General features: G+C 41.3%; 20 protein-coding genes. 15 read left to right on the top strand and 5 right to left on the bottom strand.

The genetic code is table 11. The features are described from left to right. The first annotated feature begins 25 nt into the window (after positions 1–25). The 3 genes from FDK13_RS20230 (at position 26) to FDK13_RS20220 (ending at position 2,242) form a co-directional block, all read left to right on the top strand. Positions 26–673 (top strand): T9SS type A sorting domain-containing protein, encoded by a 648-nt coding sequence (locus FDK13_RS20230; RefSeq protein WP_137341817.1) that lies wholly within the window; start codon positions 26–28, stop codon positions 671–673. A 130-nt stretch (positions 674–803) separates the two neighbouring features. Continuing rightward, a complete protein-coding gene (locus FDK13_RS20225) occupies positions 804–1,376 on the top strand; it encodes a hypothetical protein (protein WP_137341816.1) in 573 nt (190 codons plus the stop codon). 56 nt (positions 1,377–1,432) lie between these two features. Further along, positions 1,433–2,242 carry a T9SS type A sorting domain-containing protein gene (locus tag FDK13_RS20220; protein ID WP_137341815.1) on the top strand — a complete coding sequence of 270 codons (810 nt, stop codon included), beginning with the start codon at positions 1,433–1,435 and terminating at the stop codon, positions 2,240–2,242. A 156-nt stretch (positions 2,243–2,398) separates the two neighbouring features. Here the strand turns inward: FDK13_RS20220 and FDK13_RS20210 are convergent, their stop codons facing one another. From FDK13_RS20210 to FDK13_RS20205, 3 genes are all read right to left on the bottom strand, one after another. After that, the gene (locus FDK13_RS20210) at positions 2,399–3,106 is read right to left on the bottom strand and encodes a TonB-dependent receptor plug domain-containing protein (RefSeq protein WP_229216127.1); all 708 of its coding nucleotides are present in this window, start codon (positions 3,104–3,106) and stop codon (positions 2,399–2,401) included. Further along, positions 3,013–3,300, bottom strand: a complete 288-nt coding sequence (locus FDK13_RS35855; protein ID WP_229216134.1) for a carboxypeptidase regulatory-like domain-containing protein — start codon at positions 3,298–3,300, stop codon at positions 3,013–3,015. The genes FDK13_RS20210 and FDK13_RS35855 overlap by 94 nt, the downstream gene beginning before the upstream one ends. Positions 3,301–3,971: 671 nt before the next feature. After that, the gene (locus FDK13_RS20205; protein ID WP_137341813.1) at positions 3,972–7,805 is read right to left on the bottom strand and encodes a hypothetical protein; all 3,834 of its coding nucleotides are present in this window, start codon (positions 7,803–7,805) and stop codon (positions 3,972–3,974) included. Between the two features lie 396 nt (positions 7,806–8,201). Between FDK13_RS20205 and FDK13_RS20200 the strand changes: the two genes are divergently transcribed. The 4 genes from FDK13_RS20200 to FDK13_RS20185 all read left to right on the top strand — a co-directional run bounded on the left by FDK13_RS20200 (position 8,202) and on the right by FDK13_RS20185 (position 12,168). Continuing rightward, complete coding sequence (locus tag FDK13_RS20200; RefSeq protein WP_137341812.1) at positions 8,202–8,744, top strand: hypothetical protein; 543 nt, start codon at positions 8,202–8,204, stop codon at positions 8,742–8,744. A gap of 208 nt (positions 8,745–8,952) precedes the next feature. After that, a complete protein-coding gene (locus FDK13_RS20195) occupies positions 8,953–10,140 on the top strand; it encodes a hypothetical protein (RefSeq protein ID WP_137341811.1) in 1,188 nt (395 codons plus the stop codon). A gap of 587 nt (positions 10,141–10,727) precedes the next feature. Then, positions 10,728–11,351 carry a hypothetical protein gene (locus FDK13_RS20190; protein WP_137341810.1) on the top strand — a complete coding sequence of 208 codons (624 nt, stop codon included), beginning with the start codon at positions 10,728–10,730 and terminating at the stop codon, positions 11,349–11,351. Between the two features lie 49 nt (positions 11,352–11,400). Continuing rightward, positions 11,401–12,168 (top strand): PIG-L deacetylase family protein, encoded by a 768-nt coding sequence (locus tag FDK13_RS20185; protein WP_220417394.1) that lies wholly within the window; start codon positions 11,401–11,403, stop codon positions 12,166–12,168. 60 nt (positions 12,169–12,228) lie between these two features. On the opposite strand, the gene FDK13_RS20180 is transcribed toward FDK13_RS20185, so the two are convergent. After that, entirely contained in the window at positions 12,229–12,600 is a 372-nt protein-coding gene (locus tag FDK13_RS20180; protein WP_137341809.1) for a hypothetical protein, read from the bottom strand. Between the two features lie 458 nt (positions 12,601–13,058). Here FDK13_RS20180 and FDK13_RS20175 point away from each other — a divergent pair, with 458 nt between their 5' ends. Then, positions 13,059–13,268 carry a DUF6965 family protein gene (locus FDK13_RS20175; protein ID WP_137341808.1) on the top strand — a complete coding sequence of 70 codons (210 nt, stop codon included), beginning with the start codon at positions 13,059–13,061 and terminating at the stop codon, positions 13,266–13,268. Positions 13,269–13,849: 581 nt separating this feature from the next. Beyond that, the gene (locus FDK13_RS20170; protein WP_170982858.1) at positions 13,850–14,779 is read left to right on the top strand and encodes an HAD hydrolase family protein; all 930 of its coding nucleotides are present in this window, start codon (positions 13,850–13,852) and stop codon (positions 14,777–14,779) included. On the opposite strand, the gene FDK13_RS20165 is transcribed toward FDK13_RS20170, so the two are convergent. Beyond that, positions 14,765–15,559, bottom strand: coding sequence for a hypothetical protein (locus tag FDK13_RS20165; RefSeq protein WP_137341806.1), 795 nt, complete (start codon positions 15,557–15,559; stop codon positions 14,765–14,767). The two genes, FDK13_RS20170 and FDK13_RS20165, sit on opposite strands and share 15 nt — an antisense overlap. A gap of 495 nt (positions 15,560–16,054) precedes the next feature. On the opposite strand from FDK13_RS20165, the gene FDK13_RS20160 reads away from it, so the two are divergent. The 6 genes from FDK13_RS20160 to FDK13_RS20135 all read left to right on the top strand — a co-directional run bounded on the left by FDK13_RS20160 (position 16,055) and on the right by FDK13_RS20135 (position 20,012). Continuing rightward, the gene (locus FDK13_RS20160) at positions 16,055–17,512 is read left to right on the top strand and encodes a sulfatase family protein (protein ID WP_137341805.1); all 1,458 of its coding nucleotides are present in this window, start codon (positions 16,055–16,057) and stop codon (positions 17,510–17,512) included. Positions 17,513–17,688: 176 nt separating this feature from the next. Continuing rightward, positions 17,689–18,270: a TetR/AcrR family transcriptional regulator gene (locus FDK13_RS20155; protein WP_137341804.1), complete on the top strand. Its 582-nt coding sequence runs from the start codon at positions 17,689–17,691 to the stop codon at positions 18,268–18,270. 48 nt (positions 18,271–18,318) lie between these two features. After that, entirely contained in the window at positions 18,319–18,471 is a 153-nt protein-coding gene (locus FDK13_RS20150) for an SDR family NAD(P)-dependent oxidoreductase (RefSeq protein WP_137341803.1), read from the top strand. After that, positions 18,434–18,727: a hypothetical protein gene (locus FDK13_RS20145; protein WP_170982857.1), complete on the top strand. Its 294-nt coding sequence runs from the start codon at positions 18,434–18,436 to the stop codon at positions 18,725–18,727. The genes FDK13_RS20150 and FDK13_RS20145 overlap by 38 nt, the downstream gene beginning before the upstream one ends. Further along, positions 18,708–19,466, top strand: coding sequence for an SDR family NAD(P)-dependent oxidoreductase (locus FDK13_RS20140; RefSeq protein WP_137341801.1), 759 nt, complete (start codon positions 18,708–18,710; stop codon positions 19,464–19,466). The genes FDK13_RS20145 and FDK13_RS20140 overlap by 20 nt, the downstream gene beginning before the upstream one ends. 195 nt (positions 19,467–19,661) lie before the next feature. Continuing rightward, on the top strand, positions 19,662–20,012 hold the full coding sequence (locus FDK13_RS20135; RefSeq protein WP_229216126.1) for a DUF6970 domain-containing protein: 351 nt from the start codon (positions 19,662–19,664) through the stop codon (positions 20,010–20,012). Positions 20,013–20,063 lie beyond the last annotated feature (51 nt).

Genomic DNA, 20,063 nt, shown 5'->3' with positions numbered 1-20,063 from the left:
CTCCCGTTTAAATTCTGACTAACTCATGAGACTACATCTATTAATATTTTTTGCTCTTTTTAATACTCCATTAATTGCCCAAACTATCGTATATCAATATGACAATGCAGGCAACCGCATTCTACGAAAACAAAATGCTCCCTTACCTGTAACCCTGATTAGCTTTGTAGCTATCAAAACCACCAGTAGTTCCGAAGAAGTCAGCGGGGTACTAAGCTGGCAAACATCTACTGAAATCAATTCTGACTACTTCAAAATTGAGCGTAGCCAGGACGGAAAGAAATGGTTGAATATCGGAGATGTTAAGGCAAACGGTGACAAAAGTTCCAGCAGTTATTATTCGTTCATTGATAAATCCCCTGCGGATGGTGAAAACCTGTACCGGCTGAAAATGATTGATAAGGATGGTTCATCTGCATATAGCCGAATACAGAGCCTGAATTTTGATCCTCAAATATCATTCTACCCAAATCCCGTTAAAGATCTGCTAAAAATAAAGGGAGCTATAGCCGGGGTGATACAGTTATTTAATGTTTCAGGAAAATCGGTTTTGAGTTTGGGTAACATTCCTGCGAATGGAGTTGATGTTAGCGATCTCCCCTCGGGTGTGTACCTGGTTAGAATCACCCTTACTAATGGTTTATTAACAATAAAGAAGATTGTAAAACAGTGAATCGGCACATTAGGGGAGATATTTATCGCAATACACCTCAATTGTCGATTTTTTAAAAGTGTGATAGGATGAACCCCAAGAGTATTTATAAAGGAGTCAAAACCTTCTCGTGTTTAAAAGTAAAACTACTATGATAAGATATTTATTCTTATTTTTCGCTATTCTGATTGGAATAACTTCACAAGCGCAAAATATTGTTTTTGAATATGATAGCGCAGGGAACCGGGTAAAAAGACTTTCAGGTCCGGACCTGACTCCAACGATCAACTTACCATCAGCTAACTTTGCCAGTAATGGTACAACTAAAAACTTTACTGTAGGATTGTATGAGGTGAACTCGGCAGCAACAAGCGCAAATATCCAGTTCAGTATTATCATCCCAACGGGATATACTCTTGGATTTGACCAAACGCAAACGACGATAACACCGTCGGGAGCAGCAGCATCGGTACTAGTTAAAAACGCAGAATGGACTGTCATAGGTACCGCACTGGGTGGCAGAAAGCTCACTCTTCAAGCCAACACAGGAATTATCATACCCGCGCTAGGCAATTCTATTATCGGATTTACAATACAACGCAGCTCTGCTCAACCGGGAAGTACGGCAATCATGACTGTTACTATTATAAATGATCCTACGCACCAGGTTTATGATACAGTGGATGCCAATAATATTTATTCAAGGGTAATTAATGCTCTTTAAATAAACTTAGGCATACTTACTATGAGATATTATTTAACGGTCTGTCAATTTTGAGAATGATGAAATATATACTTCTTTTTGTAATGCAATTGTCGTTTCTAACTGGAATAGCACTTGCGCAAATACCTTCAATAGCCGGGATAAATCCTGATAGGTCACCTGTCTTTTCTGGCGAAACGGTCATAATTCGTGCTGATCTGCTCAATCTGGGATCTGGTGTAATCCAGAGCGAAACTCCTGCGATTTGGACTGTTCAGCTTCCAGCAGGTTTACCAGTCTTAACTGTGAATTTTGATGACCCTTCGGCTGAAGGTTTCCTGACTGTAAATATTGGCCCCTATGATCCCGTCACGGGAACCACTGTCATCATTTCAAACGAGAGCGGAGAGTTTCCTGCGACTGGTCCTTCCGAAGGTGCCTATACTGCTTTGATCCAGGTTAAGGCACTCATGGTATCTGTTTCCGAACAGCGTGTACCAATCATTATCAGTGCTGCACTTTCGGGTCAAAGAGAAACTAGTAAAGCTGGTACCAGTATCCGGATTCAAGACAATGCTTCATTGAGAAAGAGTATGTCGATTCAGGGGGGAGCTTCTTTAACCGATAAACCATATAGTGAGGATAATTCAGATTCTGACAGCGTAGAGTCATCCTTTGTATTTTATCCCAATCCTGTTAAAGATTTTTTATATATAAACGGATCAGTGAAGGCAGTGAAGTTTTATGATGTGAGCGGCAAGCTGGTCTATGAGCGCAGCGTTCCATTCAGTCATATTGATCTAAGAGCAACTACTCCTGGTATTTATATTGTGAAAATAACAGATCATAAAGGCCTGATCCATACCGGAAAAGTTTTAAAAGAATAAAGAGCAGATATTTATAGAAGAAATTAAAGCATTTACATGCACAATTCCTGACAGGTAATGTTCGGGGTTTTATTTCTGTTGACTGAAAATACAAAATTGGTGTTCCAGGAAAAAGGCCCCGAAAAGTTCGTGGTATTGATCCCCAGCTCGATTCCTTTACTTTCCACCGAGCCGTAATTTTGCAGAGCTGTGGACTGTCCGGTCGTGTAGGGAATAGGTACATTCAGCAGCAGATTTGTCGTCTTTTTGTAGCACATCTACTCTTTTCAATATGGATTGACTGCCATAGTAAGCGTCGTAAGTAAAAGTATTCTGCCCTGCTTTCCCTTTTTTTGTTGTAATGATGACAACTCCGTTAGCTCCCCTGGAACCATAAATAGCTGTGGCAGAGGCGTCTTTAAGTACTTCAATCGATTCAATATCGCTGGGATTTAAACTGGCCAGCGCATTGATGCTCGGACCTGCCGTAACACCGGCACTTGCATCAGCATTGCTGTTATATACCGGAAATCCGTCAATTACATATAGAGGCTCATTACCCCCGGTGATCGAATTACCACCCCGTATCCTGATACTTACAGCCGCCCCGGGCTGGCCCGAAACCTGTGTTACCTGAACACCGGCTGCGGCTCCCTGCAAGGCGCGGTCAAAAGAGCTGATGGGTTGTTTTAGTGCAAGCTGGGGAACCGAAGAAACTGACCCGGTCAAATCTCCCTTTTTCTGCGTTCCATAACCGATCACAACGACCTCATCCAGTACATTGGCTGTTTTTAAAGCGATTTCAACCAGCTCAGAGGATAATTCATAAATATCGACTTCCTGCTGCTCATAACCCGTAAGTGTGACCTGCAGCGTGAAAGGCAAATTTTTGGCCGGGCAATGTTAAATTTTCCATCAACATCTGTACTGGCATATCTGGAAGTTCCTTTTAAAATAACAGTGGCTCCGGGAATGGTTTGTCCCGAACCATCTTTGACTACCCCTTTCACCAGATTCTGAGCCTGGGAATACCGGAAGGTTAAGATTAAAAAAATAAAAATGTAAAGGTATTTCTTCATCATATTCAACTGGTTTTTGCTTAGGAATGGGTTGATAATTATGTTTTAAATGCTGAGAAATCCAGGAACAAATACTAACTTTAAAGTATATACGTAATTTATTTTCCCAGATGAAAATCGCGCGTTCCGGATACAAAGTGATTTAAGGTGCGGTGTGCGGCTATTAGTGAAGTATCTTATGCATAAAGCCATTTGTCTGGCAGTCTGGGCCTGAAAAAGGGCCGACCAGTTTCTTTTTTAAATTCCACTTCAATCCCTGAAAATCTCAAATGAAAGTCAAAAAATAAACGGGCTCATAGCAGTAGATGAAAAGTCAACAACAGCACAGAAGGTGAAGGTATAGACCCGGATACCGGGGAAAAGACACACACCAAAGCGAAGAATAACTTCTTATTCTATTCATATTGTTTTTAGATTTTAACAAAATCCTTTGTGCTGGTGGTAACACAAAGATCTTATTCTATAAATTATATAGACAAAGTAAAGTTATTAGGAAAACTTTACCAAACTTTCTACAATTCTAAATGAGACAATGCATATGATTATATGTTTAGTTATATTAAATACACATAAATCACATTTATTCTAATTTATTTCTTGAAACCAAAATAAGCCTGTCTGGGTACATAAAAAACTTTTATGGGTCAAGAATCAGACGCTTTAAATTAAGGTTACAAAACCAGTTCAGTATGTTTGGGAACATTTTTAATAGCCCTTTTATACTGCTTTCGAAAAAAAACATTTGAGATCGGAGCAATGCTGCCCGCACACCCGCCCACAACCATTCTCAAAAAATAAACAATGACTGGTTTTTGTCTGTTTCGTACAAAAATAAAAGATGCTTCCTTTTTTGTATTACTGTTTCGTATCGCAATTTTATTTGCAAAAAAACCGATCAGTCTGGTACGAAATTTCTGTTTGTCCACCTTACCTGAATCCAGTAAGTCGGCCTTAAGGTTATGATAATGCAGATTCATAAAGCCTTTGGATATATAGTCGTTGCCAACCGCTGTCATACGCATGGAATCAAGATAACCCGACCTGGCCCGCGCAGAAAGTAATGGAGCAAGAAAAGGATTGAGTTCCGTAAATTTTCCCGGGCCAAGTTCAATATCCAGCCGCAGGCCCCCCAAGGTGTCCCGGTAAGACTGGCTCATCGCTACTTGCAGCTGCATTTTATCCAAAAACAAAGCCGAAACCTTGACATGCAGACTATCAGCGCCCACTGTTCTGTTTGAGGATACATTTCTAATGCTGGCATTGATCGATGAAAAATTCACACTTCCGGTATCCTTGGAAACAGGATTCAGTTCCGTATAATGCACACGGGCATTGCGAAGCCATATTTCATCAATTTGGAATGGGAAGCCTATTTTGGCCAAAGCAGCTACCGGTAAAGGCTGAATGATGGGCGGGCCAAATTTTTTCAGCTTGTCTGCATAGATTGTAAGTGCACTATTATCGATCCCGACATAGGACATTTGAAGACCTTCTTTTTTAAGCTCCAGCCCGTTTACCTGTATTTCTCCGGTTTGGGTTGTCAAATAAATTTTACGGTAAACACGGCCCTCATAAAAGTCGGATCTGCTTACTGCCGGATTCAATGAAAATGAACGCATGGTGAGCTGACGCCCTTTTCCATCAAAACGCAGCTGGCCTAACCCGAGAAAACTCTTTTCTGTTTGTAAAGATAAAGAATCCAGTTGCAGACGCGCGCCGGAACGGTTGATAAACCAGGAAAGGCCCTGATCCAGGTCGGTTTGATTCGCAGTAAGATCTTCAATCTTTAACCTTTCCAAAGACAATCGGGTATGCTTTTCGGCTTTATTTCTTTTGAAACCAATGCGGTTCGTTTTAAATTTGTCCAGCTGCACAGCCCAGGTCCCAAGGCCAGGATGGTATTTAAAATGATCCAGTTCTGCTGATAAATCACCATCTGCATCCGCACGTTCACCGCTGTTTTTGCTTAGCAAAATAGCACGGGCATCAACGCTGATCCGCTCGGCTAGCAGGGAACTGTCAAGCTGTGTTGCTATACTTTTGGCAGAAATCGAAATACGCTTAACCACAGTACTGTCGCCTGCCAAGCCTGCCAGAAAATAACCATCCCTGACAAAAAATTCGTGTATATTAAAATTGGGTAAAGCAGCTGATTTCAAGGAAATAGTATCTTTCCGCTCACGCCTTTGAGCGGAAAACAGAATACGCGGCTGATTTACGCTCACCGAGTCCAACGTTAGTCTTTTGGTAAGAAGCGTCTTTTCCAAATAAGGCTTAAAGCCCAGAACCGGAACATCGACAAGTATAGTATCCCCCGGATTCTGGCGGCGAAAAACGATATCGCGAACCGTCGAATTTTCCTTATCCCCTATATCAAAATCACCCAGCTGCAAAACGCCTGACGGAGTATTAATACTGGCATCAGTACCCATGAGCCGAAGGCCTTCAGTTTGAAGCGAACTGCCTTTTTCTCTTGAAATTTTATTGGCAGAAAGATTTTCCAGATTGACTTCAGCTTTGACGCCATTGCCCTTAAAATGCAGCTTTGTATTGTTTCCGCTCATTTGTTCTATAAAAAACCAGAGCGTCCGGTTTGATTTCGTCCGGATTGCCGCGCCGGAACTGGCCGCATCCACCGAAACCGAGCCTTCCTCCCACTGCAGTCTGCTTATATCAAGCTGATTGTTTTCAAAAGAAAAATCCTGAACCTCTACCTTTTTAAAAGTCCCGCCGATATCGCCATTTTTTGTATCAACCCGTATACTGTCAAAAACAAGTTTTTGTCCGATTTCATTAAAGACAGAAGGGCCCGTGGTAACAATCACAGAGGGAGTAGTGACAGCCGCCGTTCCGAACGATAATTGTTTTATGGACCGGACAAGTTCGCCGGGCGATCTGGCTTTGCCCAGCTTACCGACGTGAACGCTCAGATTCAGGTTTTGAAGTCGTAACTCCAAGGTGCTGCCCTGTTTTAAACTGAGATCACCATCCACGATCCGAAGTTTTTCAAGATCAATAATCTTATCCATCAGCGACAGATTTTGATAGATGGACCTTTTGGCTTTACCTGCCGGCATTGAAGTCAAAAAAACATTCTGCTCTGAGCGCAGAATTGGTTGGTACAAAACAGCATCACGCGCTTTAAAATTATTGTGAAAAATAAAAGCGAGCCAATCCATCCCTGTGACCTCAAAACGTGGTATTACATAATCCCGTAGTACCTTATTTCTTCTGTTGCGGGGCGTGGAAGCGATCAGGTTATGCAGGACAATTTTATCGTTTATAAATTGCAGACTGTCAAATTTCAACTGAAGTATGCTGTCAGGTAAAAAGCCGGTATAGTTGCGCACCGTGTAGTGGAAACCGCCAATTTTAAGCTCTTTTTTCCCCGAATCATTCAGGTGAAAACCGGAAATACTCACATTGTCATTCGCCGCAGAAAACCGTGTTATTTTCCCTCCCTGATGCAAATTTGTAGCTACTCCGCCCTTCTGCATGATTACATGGCCAATATTAAAAGCGACCGGCAACTGATTTAAGGTGCTGTCAAACAAAGCCTTTTTGTCATTTCCACTTTTTCTGGCCTTACCCCCAATAAAAAGCTCAGAAGTAATAAATGGATTTTCAAGAAAAACCGAATCGGCCTTCACTAATTGTTTTTGGTATAACAGATTAAAATCCAGACCCAGGATACTGAGTTTTCTGGCCCTAATATCGGTGCTGTTTCGTTGATTTAGGGAAGGATAAATACGAACTGCCGCGCCGGAAAGTCGAACGAGCTTATCTTTGGAATCGATCAAAAGCTCCTTAAAGCTGACATTGCTCTTGTTATCGGGAAGCATTATTTTCTGATCGGCAATACGCAGCATGACCCGTTCGGAGAAAATGAATTGGGAGGAATCTTTCCTGTGTGATGAACCAATTTTCAATTTATTAATCGAAAAATGAATGTGGCTTACCACAAGCGGCGGTTTGGAAGGGTTGTCTTCATTTCTGACTATAAGCTTCCCTTCATTGATCTTAAAGAGTTGAAGATTAAGCACGTTAAGGGATTTGTAGATGGAGCTGTATAATTTTTCAAGATCATCCAGCAAAGCAATTTTATTGGTGCTGTCGGTTTGCGATATTACCCTTTTCCCAATGACAATTTCAGGACTGTTGAAAACAATGGAATCAATGAGCAGTTGCCTGTGAACAAACAGATCCCACCTTGAACGTGTCCGGAAATGAAAATCTTTAACGTTGAACTTATAACTGGTTGATTGATTGGAAGAATTGACTGTAAAAATGCTGATCCCCTCGACATGGATTGCATTATGAAAATAATTGGTCTCGATTTTTCCAATCGAACATTTCAGCTTTCCACCAGAGCCCCAGCTGATGAGCTGCTCAATTGTTCTTTCAGAATTGTACTTGAACCAAAAGTGAATGCATAACAATACAATAGCAAAAAAAGCAATGCTGATTGCTGCAAATCTGAATATGTTTTTGAAAAGGTGTTTCATTAAAATACCGGCATAACCCCAAATGAACCAACTTGATTTCCGGAATGCAATTCCTGTTACGATCTATAACCAATTTTATTGGAAATAAGTCCAAAGGACTGCCTGTTTATGAATGAATAATATAGGGATCAATATATTAAAAAGTTCGCCGGCCGCGGATAATAATGTTTTCACCCCTGTTGATTATGTTATTCACACGACTGTTATTTCACATTTGACCATGATAAAAGCAGAAGAGTTTTTTTTAAGCCCGGCTTTTCTACGGGTGCATTGGTCATTTATTGTAAGGAAATCTGCTTGTAAACCAGGATTTCTAACTAAAATTTTATCAGAATATCTTTCCAAATTCTAGGATCGGCATAACATTGGTGCTATTTTTATACAAAATTATACCATTTGAAAAGAATTCTAGCTTTCGGCCTTTTGTTTTTGCTCCTGTACAACATGTTTGGACTGGCCGTAAGTATATTTCTATTTGAAAACGATTTCCGTCTGGCCTCCGCAACTCAAAAAAGTGATTCGTACAAACTGATAAAATTTCCTGTCCTGACATTGCCCTATTCTTCTGCCTGGGAAAACGAAGCGGAGATAGAAGGGATTTTCCGGCAGCACAGCGAGTTCTATAACATTGTAAACCAGAAAGTTGAAAACGATACGGCTTATATCACTTTAAAGACGAATATTTCCGCCAGGGAAAGATTTCTGGAACTTGCAGATCAGATCACAAGTGGGACAACTGACAATGCTGCGAGTCAGTCGCCTTTTGGCAAAACCATCAGATCGATGCTTAATCTTTCAAAAAATTACTGGCAAAATCACTCCACCTATACTTTCGGGATGCAGCAGACATTCCTAAATAAAATGGCATGTTACCATTACCGGCAAATTTTCTTAAAATCTCCATCTCCTGTTGTTTTCTCCCCTCCTCCGCAATCCTGATCTGTGAAGGTTTCGTTGTACTATTCATGGCTGGAAAAATATTTTCCTTTTGTCAAAATAGCAGCCGTTCTGAGCTGAAAGTCTCCGGCGACGGACCAAACCTGCATGGATTCCATGGCAGAAAATTTTGCAGTATTCAATTCATTTATCCGGCTTATTCCCTGACGCTTCGTATTCAGGAAAAATAGCCTTTGTCACCCCCATTCAAATGAAAAATTTTTATTATTCCCTATACAGTTTTTTGTTATTGCTTACCCTTTCCTTTCAGGCCTCAGCGCAAGGTTGTGTGGCGGTGCGCCAAATGGGCGGAATCAATCCTATGCTTGGATCATCTTCCTACAATCTTCAAAAAAATCAGTTTCAGGTGGGCGCCAGCTACCGGTATTTTCACTCCTGGAGGCATTTTGTGGGTAAGGAAGAGCAGCCTCAGCGGCAAATCACCGGGGGCGGCCACGGACCCGACGGGAAAGATCGCGGAAATGCCGTAAATATTTATTCCCATGCGCTGGACTTCAACGTTTCTTACGGACTTACAAGCCGCATACAACTAAATGCGAGTATTCCTTACGTTCATAATGAACGTTCACAGGTTTTGAAATCGACCATCATTGACACAACCCGGTATAGTGTTTACGCAAAGGGACTGGGCGATATTCGCCTGAGCGCTAACTATTGGGTAATTGATCCTGCCAAGGCTCATCATGGCAATTTAATGATCGGCCTTGGTGTAAAACTGCCCACAGGAAAACACAATGTAATGGATGATGCTTTGCAGGCTAACGGATCAAAACTTAGCGTTGTGATGGATCAGGCCATTCAGCCAGGTGATGGCGGCCTGGGTGTTTCACTTGAATTTCAGGGTTTCAGACAACTGGCCAGCAATATTTACGCTTTTGCCAACGCCTATTATTTGTTAAATCCAAGAGAATCCAACGGCACATTTAAATCTGCCCCCGAGAAAGGGCTGGAAGGTTATAATGTATATGCGTCCCCGGATCAGTATTTCGCAAGGGCAGGCTTTATGGCGGCTTTGGGAAAAGCCCAGAAACTTACCGTGTCACTGGCAGGCAGAATGGAAGGAATTCCAGCTTATGATCTACTCGGTGGTCAGCGTGCTTACCGCCGCCCTGGCTATGTGGTTGCCATTGAACCTGGGGTTACCTTTCGCACCGGTCAGCATACTTTTAGCCTTTTTGTCCCTTACAACTTCATCAAAAACCGCATACAGAGTGCCGCAGATATCGCGAGTCAGGATCTTCAAAACTCTAAAATTACTGATGAGACAAAAAAAGTACACGTTCAAGGCGATGCTGCATTTGCTGACTATTCCATTAGCCTTAGTTACTCGTTCCGTTTTGGCGGAAAGAAAGTTCCTCACTTACCCGTGTTAAAATAATACGCATTATAAATCATGCACTTTCATGTTTTTCCCGGAGACACTTCACTGTTCTCCGGGATTTTTTTTCTGCCAACAATGCAACCAGTAAAGCCTTGATTCTTATTACAAGACACTAAATTCAAACCATCTTAAAAAATATTTCCACAGACATTCGCATCGGCGCCTTAGTACATTCTCAATACAAGCTGTCATACAACAAGGGCAACTTTTGGCCTAAACTGTTGCTTTTTTCAACATTAAAAAGGGTAACGCAAAAAATCAGTATCCGTTTACGCCATCTTACTAACTTTACAGATTACCCATGAAGTTGGTAAGATTCTGTGAAAATAACCCGTCTTCCTAAATTAAGCCAGCCTGTACCTTTCTGTATCCTTAGTTGAAAACAGGGTACATTTTGTCCGTTTTCGTCTACCGCGGATAGTTAACAAAATGATTGGATTTTTCTAATCACCACTGCGAAGCCAACACTGGTTTTAATGTAACCCTAAGTTTATCTGGCACGAGTTTTGGTATAAGGAATAATTACTCCCCTTCCGCCTTTCTGAATAACTTCCTGAATCAAGCCTAATTAACTCAGCTTATTAATGAAAAAGTTACTGTTTACGCTATCTGCATTTTTTATTTTTCAGGCCGCGAAGGCGCAAAACAGCAGTGAAACGCTACGCCCGTTGACAAACGATCAGAATTCGCTCGATTTTCTTCAATACAGAGACCGCTGGAACCTCAAAATCAGTGCCGGGCTTGGAGCGACTTACCGCAACGAGGCAAATTTCCTTAAAACCAGTGCACTCTCCATTTCCGCAGAACCATCTTACCGGCTAACGAATTACATCGCTGTCGGGCTGCGTGGTGAGTATACTTTTATGCGTCCGTACGTCAGCGAAGTTGGAAGAGTGAAGGCAGATCCTATCGGTTCATTATCTGCAACTGCTGACATTATAAAACTTTGGAACCATAAATACGCACCTTTCATTGGCATTGGCGCAGGATTTTACCGCCTGGGTTACGGACAGTTCCCGGCCGGTCAGCTTCCTACTTCTGAGCAGCAACCGGTCGTTAGAAAAAACCTTGGAACTCGTTTCGGTGTTTCGCCCAGGATTGGGATCAATCTTCAATCTTTTTCAATTTCAATTGAAATGAACCTTATTGATGAAAAAGTCTTTTATAACCGGGATTATATGACACTAAAAATTGGATATACTTTGTAGGCGGATAGCCTGATAAATCCATAATGGAGTATCATCACATATATCTTTTATGACGATGATCAAAGAAGGAAAAATCTCCCGCCGCAGTTTTTTCAATAATTCCCTGGCCGGAATCGGTTCTCTTCCACTCGCTTCTGTTTTTGACAAAAGCCACCATTTTACCAGGCCCCTTAAAGTGGTTTGTGTTGGCGGACACCCGGATGATCCTGAAACCGGTTGTGGAGGGACGCTGGCAAAATTTGCTAATGCCGGTCACCAGGTAACGATCATCTATCTGACTAACGGGGATGCAGGAATCAAAGGAAAGAAACCTGTGGAGACGGCTCAGATCCGAACCGCAGAAGCTATTAATGCTTGTAAGATATTGAATGCCAAACCGGTTTTTGCCGGGCAGGTAGACGGGAGCTCGGTTGTTGATAATGTGTGGTATGCCAAAATCCAAAAACTACTGGAAGACGAAAATCCTGATATTGTTTTTACACACTGGCCCGTGGATTCTCACAAAGACCACATGGCCGCCAGTATCCTGACACAAAAAGCCTGCATACAGATGGGACAAAAATTTCCTCTGTACTTTTTTGAAGTTTATACCGGTTCCCAAACCCAGAATTTCCATCCCACAGACTATGTTGATATCACCGAGACCCAACAGCAAAAAAGAAAGGCTGTTTTTTGTCACGCCAGTCAGGGATTTGTCACGGATGCATTTTATCAAAGATTTCACGGTATCATGGAAGACTTTCGTGGAATTTCGATCTCGGTAAAAGGCGCCGAAGCTTTTATCAAATTAACCACTGCAAAAAGTGCGGTTATCTGAAAAGCTAACAATCACCGCAAGCGGCAAATGGTATAATGGGAAAACGACGATTTAAAATGCTTAATTTTTGACAGCACGCACAGCTGTTATGGCAAATTCTCCATAATTTGTAAGAACTGTCCCGTTAAGTTTTTCTCCATCCTGGACCATTTTAAAATCTATCAGACCTCCCTCAAAATCCATTTTAAACGAAATCTTTCCCTGATCAACTGTCAGTTCTTTCATTTGTTGCTTTTCTATTTCTCCAAGGTAGCCAATTATTTTTTCGTCCTTTAATTCAAAGGTCATCTGGCCACTTTCATTCTCAGGAGGAACATTGGCAATTGTGTAGTTCCACTTACCCACCAGTTCATCAGCTTTCATAGCCCTGTGAGCCGCCACGAAAAACACCGACGCAATTAGAATCGCTACAAAACAGTACTTTGTTTTCATAAATAAAATATGTTTGTTTAATTAAAATAAACGACTGTCACACCTTTCGTAAATATATCTAAAAGCTTGCAGTAAAAAAAAGTTGCGCCGGTATATATAAGTGCTCAAATTCACAACTGCTATTCCAAAACTTTTGCGCCGCTGCTGTTTATTTGGTGCATTGTTATAAGATTAAATGGTTGTAATTGAATCACGGTGGCTGATGTTGTGCTTTCATTCCATTTTGAATGATATTTTTGATTTTACCGGACTTCAAATAAAATCATGACTTATCCGCCAACTGACTTAATCCATAGCAATATAACCGTTATGAATTTTTTGAAAACAGTGCTGAGATTTGGCTGAATTGGACTTTGGTTATTTCAATTTATCAGGAGATATGAAACTTTAAAGTGGCCTGGCTGCGTTGCCAGATCGGATTGTCTGAATACCGCATTTATTACTTACCACTAAATCCAATGAGCGCTCAAGAACTTGAAGATTACTTTGCAACAGCGAAATTGCCTGAAAATCCAGTCAAAATTAACGGTTATGCCACCATTGAAGATTCCGAAGTTTTTGTAGAAGCCCAGCTTGCCATCATTACAAGAGAACCGGTAAATTTTCAAAAAACCAGCGCGTATTTAAGACTGATGGAATTTAAACAGTGGCTGGAAAACCAGTCCTGATAAACGGATTGCCCGGTCCGGCCACAGTTCACAAATAGTACCGGCTTGACAGGCAATATAAATAGGTTTTCAATAAACGGACCGAAAATCCAGTTCGCTGAGCGAACTTTTAAGCTGTGCAGTGATAATCTGTTTATAGGTAAAAACCTGCATAACTTCCTTAGGAAGATAAAATCATTTTTTAAATACAAAAAAAGTGAACCTACACCAGTATACGTTAAAACGCAGTCCTATTTCAGAGTGGTCTCAGAACAGCCCGCTGATTATCAAACCATTACGCCAGACCGTTAGCAAATCAGCATTGACATTAGATTTTCATGGGGTAAAGTTGTCATATCCAAAAGCATTTTCCCATTATGCGTTGTTGGCTACTGACGTTAATTCGATTGTATGAAAGTGGGCACATACTGTATTGTACACAGTATAATTGAAGTAAGCGGACAAATCCTTCCAGACAGGTATTCTTCCTGAGAACAAACCCATGGCTCAGTTCTTTTAAGATGTCCACGGCCTGTAAATATAAAAGATTACCAACCTACGTGCCAAGGCGTTATCTTTATATGCAATTAACAAACCCAGTTATGCCTCTTACAAACCAGCAGAAACAACAAATTTCTGATTTCTCTGACCGTATTGATCTAATAGAACAAGGAGGTTTGATCACCGATCTTGACGGAACCCTGATCCGCCAGGACGGAGGCAGATATTTTATGCCTGATCCTGTCAGCACCGGATTGCAGGGTATCTATAACACCAATTGTCCTGTTGTTATCAATTCTATACGCTTTCCATTATCGGTCATTAATACGTTTGCAAAGCAGTGGTTTTCGATCTCAAAGGTTTCCGTCCCTTTGGTAACGCTGAACGGAAGCCAGACAGGTTATATTCATAAAGACAAAAAAGGCGGATTTACTTTTGAAGAAGTTGAATCCTTTCCATTGGGTCAAAAAGAGCTCGCTTCATTTATTTCTGATCTTGAAAATATTACCGAAGGTGGTGGTAACGCCCTTGCTTTTTACTATCCCAGAGACTGGAAAAAAGGCGAAATTATCTGGACGGCCGATCCGGACAAAGTCGCAGAAACAAAGCAGAAATACAAAAGCGCATCCCATGTACATGCCGGAGATATTAAATCACTGGACCAACATTTGGGAAATGAAGATATCAGTATGATATTTCTGCTCGACCTTCGGGAAGATTCAGGTATTCCTGCACGACATTCGGATCACAAGGATTTCTATACGGCAAAAAATGTAAATAAGTCATCCGGCGCTAAAAATATGGTTAAACATCTTGACCGCCAGATACATCATTTCATCGGCGCAGGTGATACGCCGATGGATGTTTTTCTAAAAGAAGTTGGTTTGGCACTAAAAGTCGGCAGAATGGATCTTGGCTTTGAATGTAAATCCCCGGTTGTACAAATAGATCACATTGAAGACATCGGAGACGTTTTCAATGAAATTGCCATCAGTTGCACCAGATCCAAAATCCTTTCAGATCATCGCTGATCCATAAAGTGCGTGATGTGTTTTGATTACGGGAATACATTGATTTAAATTGCTGATCACCTGCCTTTTGAAATCGTCATCGGGCAGGTTTTGCGCCTTTTCCAAAAGCTCAGCAGCCATATCATAAACAGCCAGTCTGTCCAGTCTGATATCTTCTCCAAACTCTCTTGTTACATCCTCGCTGAACCAGGTATCAATCAACGGGACATAATTTTCCTGCATGGTATATTCGAAATCCACATGATAAAACCGGCAGTTTTCAGTAAAAGGATCGGAAACGATCATGTTCTTGGGTTTGCGGTCGTTGTCAGCATAACAAAGCGTAATCTTGGTCGCATCGTAAGCAGCCAGCACGCCCAGCTCCTTTCTTTGCTGCTCATCCGTGGAGATGTCTTCCAAAACCTCTTTCAGGCGCGTTCCGGCCACTTCCTGATTAGACAAAACCATATGCACAATATCGGACTGATCTTCCTGATGAAAACCCAGCGCCACCTGCTGCGGCAGATTCAATCCCAGTGTAGCCGCGTGGAGGTAGCAAAAATATTCCTTTTTTGCCTGCATGAACGTATCATGGTATTTCCCATCCAATCGGCTATCACGCTGGTGAATGTAATAAGTTTGATTAAATGAAGAATGAAAGATCTGACGCCTCATCCGATCGGGTTTCTGACCCGTATCCCGGTAAACAGGTTTAAGAAATTCATCTTTTTGATAAGCAAGAAATTCTTGCCAAACATGCGTTGCAGCAAATTGTTCAGTGGGAAAAGCGTTCAAAAGCATAAATACGGATAAAACAAAATCAGGAGTTTAATTTAGTCATTTTTTCCCGGAGTTTGACATTACCAAATAAGTAAAATTATCAAATTATTAATTTTTTTCACCAAACCAATCAATGACTAAATTACCCGGAACTTATTTATCTTGAAATCATTAAAAATTATCATTAAAGAAGGATTTACTGTAAAATAAGAATGGTTTCTCAACTAATGCAGACAATGTAATTTTCAGTTTCGTACTCGTTATATCCATGGCGCTATGCCAGAATAAGCCCGTCAATTTTTTTGATTTAAAATAATAATCAGACTTAATCTATAAGTTTTGTAGTTTGAATTTTTTATTGGTGATTTGGCTGATTTGAATTTTCAGTTTCAAATGCGAAAATCTTAACAAACCCACATGTCTCCGGACAAATCGGTACCCAATAAAAACTTAACTCAAAATCCCGGCAGGACAAAAAATAATTGAAATGAAGTCATAATTTCCCAAACAACGACTATGGTAAATAAATCAATTCCGGTTTTTAAAGTGTTAGGCTGCCTGCTACTTTTGGTGCTGACAACAGCAAGCAAGCCCAAAAAGATAAAGTCTGAAAACAGCAAACCAAACATCATCCTGATCTTTACAGATGACCAGCGGTTTAACACGGTCCATGCCCTGGGAAATGACCAGGTCATAACGCCAAATCTGGATGGCCTGGTAAAAAACGGCACCACTTTTACGTACGCCTATAACATGGGCGCCTGGCACGGAGCCGTATGTGTAGCGAGCAGGGCGATGCTGGTAACGGGATTATCTGTTTGGGATGCCAAAAAGCAGGAAACCAGTTATGCGCAGCTTGTAGATTCGAAGGGATTTTGGCCTCAGCAAATGAAGCTGGCAGGATATGAAACGTATATGACAGGAAAATGGCACGTTGATACAGACGCTAAAAAACTTTTTGATCATGCAAACAACATAAGACCAGGCATGGCCAACCAGACGCCGCAGGGATACAACCGGCCACTTTCGAGAGAAGACACAACCTGGCAGCCATGGAAAGAAGAATACGGAGGTTTTTGGAAAGGCGGAAAACACTGGAGTGAAGTAGTAGCAGATGACGCGGTGGGTTATATCCAAGAGGCCTCAAAAAAAGAAAATCCTTTTTTTATGTACCTGGCTTTCAATGCTCCGCACGATCCGCGGCAAGCTCCAAAAAGATGGGTTGACCAATACGCCGTCGATCAGATCAAACTACCTGTCAGCTATCTGGACGACTACCCTTATAAAACTGAAATGGGCTGCGGAACTGATCTGAGGGATGAACAGCTTGCACCTTTTCCCCGGACACATTACGCTGTTAAAAAGAATATTCAGGAATATTATGCAAGCATTTCCTATATGGACGAGCAGGTTGGAAGGATCCTGGATGCTTTAAAAAAGAGTGGTAAACTTGAAAATACGTATATTATTTTTACGGCTGATCATGGCTTGTCGGTTGGTCATCACGGCCTTATGGGCAAACAAAGTATGTTTGACCATAGCATCAGGCCACCGTTGGTAATTAATGGCCCCAATATCCCGAAAGGTGAGAAAAGAGATCAGCATGTGTACATGCAGGATCTGATGGCAACTTCCTATGAGCTGGCAGGCATCAAAAAACCTTCCCATGTATTTTTTAATAGTTTGATGCCCCTGATCCGTGACAAAACCAGGCCAAGTCCTTACCCGAATATTTACGGCTGCTATATGGACACGCAGCGTATGGTAAGAACAGACAAATATAAAATGATCATTTACCCGGCCGCTTCTAAAATTCTATTGTTTGATATGGCAAGCGACCCAAACGAAATGCGCGATATTTTTGATAAAACATCCAGTAAGAAAATATTGAAAGATCTGAAAGTAAAGATGATTGAGCAGCAAAAATTAATGCATGACCAGCTTGATTTATCAGCATATCTGGACAAGATTTGATGCCGGAAAAGTTGCTTGTGAAAAAGACTGCAAAGTTACCTTGCCGCGGTTTCTTTCAATTAGATCTGATTTTACGTAACCGTTCACATCCTCGAACAAAAATCCTTTAAAATTAAAAATAAGTTATAATTCGTATTTCCACGTTAACCGAATAAAATTTCGGTTAACTTTACTTCATGAGACCTTTGGACTCCGTAAAACAGGAAAAAATTATTCAGTCGGTATTTGTAATTACCGGCAAACACGGACTTGCCGGTGTTAATATTGCCGGAATCAGCAAAACAGCCGGCGTAGGTGCAGGCACTTTGTACACTTATTTCAAGAGTAAAGAAGATATTGTTCAGGCTGCATACGCGAGTGTCGAAGATAAAATGACACAAAAAATGTATGCACAATTCGATAGTAGCCTGCCCGTGAAGCAATCGCTGAAACAGATTTACATCAACATGCTCAATTACAGACTCAATCACTATGATGAAACCGTATTTATAGATCAATATATACAGTCTAACTATATACAGCTCAATTTTTCCAGGCAGATGGATGAATTTGAGCATCAAAATAAACCGCTTTACGATCTGCTCAAAAAAGGACAACAGGAAGGTATTATAAAAATACTGGCACCCATTATGCTCATCAGTTTTTTTGATGGAGCAGTACGCTCCTGCTCCACCGGGATTGTTCAAAAATTATTTCCGTTAAAGCAGCAAGTCCTTGACGATTGCTTTGACTTGCTTTGGAGAGGGATTACACAGTAAAATTTTAACGTTTAACCGAATTCATTTTCAACTAAAACCAATTTGGATATGAGTAATCTTAAAGATAAAACAATTGTTATTACAGGTGCTGCGATGGGACCCGGACTTGCAACGGCGTATGAGTGTGCAGCAAAAGAAGCAAATCTCGCCTTGATAGATTTTAATGAAGCCTCTTTGGAAAAGACAAAAAACAGCCATTAAGCAGCAGTTTCCCCAGGTAAAACTCATTACAATGATAGCCGATGTTTCCGATGAAGCCGCAGTAAAAGCCTATGTTGAAATGACGCTCAAAACCTTTGGGCGCATTGAGAGATTAGCGAGGACTGCTCTTATGTTAACGGCCAAACCATCGCCTTTGATGGAGGCCAATCCAATAGTTACGGCAATATATAAGCACACTAATCCTTGCTATTTATCACCAAATAAATATAGAACAAGTGAAAAAATTAGAAAATAAAGTAGCGGTCATAACCGGCGGAGCCGGAAGTATTGGAAAAATAACTGCCGGACTTTTCCTGGAACAGGGCGCCAAAGTCCTGCTGGTAGATTTGAATGAAGAATCGCTTCGTGATGCGGTTACAGAACTCGGCACGGCCAATGTAAAATACAGTGCTGCCGATGTTACAAAAGCAGAAGATGTGCAGCGTTACGTAAACGATGCTGTCAGTGCTTTTGGAAAGATTGATATCTTTTTTAACAACGCAGGCATTGAAGGTGTGGTCAAACCAACGGTTGATTATCCTGAGGATATTTTTGACAAAGTGATTGCTGTCAATGTAAAAGGCATCTGGCTGGGCAATAAATATGTGCTGCCTCACATGAACGATGGCGGAAGTATTATTATGACCTCTTCGGTTGCCGGTATTGCAGGAAGTGCTAATGTCTCAGCCTACATTGCAAGCAAACATGCGGTGGTGGGCATGATGAGAAACCTGGCGCTGGAAGTGGGTTCCAGAAAAATAAGGGTCAATACCATTAACCCTTCACCAGTGGATAACAGAATGATGCGCTCATTGGAAGAAGGCTTTGCGCCGGGACATGCGCAGGCCGCCAAAGCAGAACTGGAAAAAACGATCCCGCTAGGCAGATATGCCAAGCCAGAGGAAATCAGTCAGTTAGTATTATTTCTTGCCAGTGATGACAGCCAGTTTATTACAGGCACTACGCAGGTTATTGATGGTGGAATGAACGCCTAGTAAACGCAGCAAAAAAAGACTGAGATTTCTGATTAATCAAAGGGGCTAAAATGTTATACCGAGCCCTGTCTGGAAAATACAAAAAGAGGCAGTTCAAATGAACTGCCTCTTTTTGTATTTTCTTCCATGTCACAACCAAATCCATCTAAACTTTGTCATCCTATAAAATTAGATTTACATTTTAATTCCTTGCTCATGAAATATGATAGTCTTGTTTTTCTATTAATTTTCTTCATTACCGGCTGCGGAAAAGAAGATGTACAAAAGGCTGCGGGGCCGGACTGTATTGTTGAAAAAATTAATTCAATAAGAAAAGATCCAGTATGGAATCCGCCAGCGAAAGTTTTTAGTTATACCTACAATGGAACAATTGTATATTATATACCGCCCCGCTGCTGTGATATCCCAAGTGAATTGCTGGATGAGAACTGTAACCCGCTTTGCAGCCCGGATGGTGGCCCAGGCGGAGGTGGCGATGGTAAATGTCCTGATTTTTTCGAAAAGCGCTCGAATGAAAAACTCGTCTGGATTGATGAGAGGAAATAGCATTTCTTTAAAGGATAAACCATATGAAAGCCAGACGGAGTTAAGAGATTA

Source organism: Dyadobacter frigoris (assembly GCF_005280585.1).
In the GTDB taxonomy this organism is placed as follows: domain Bacteria; phylum Bacteroidota; class Bacteroidia; order Cytophagales; family Spirosomataceae; genus Dyadobacter; species Dyadobacter frigoris.
This window is presented reverse-complemented; position numbering and strand designations above follow the sequence as displayed.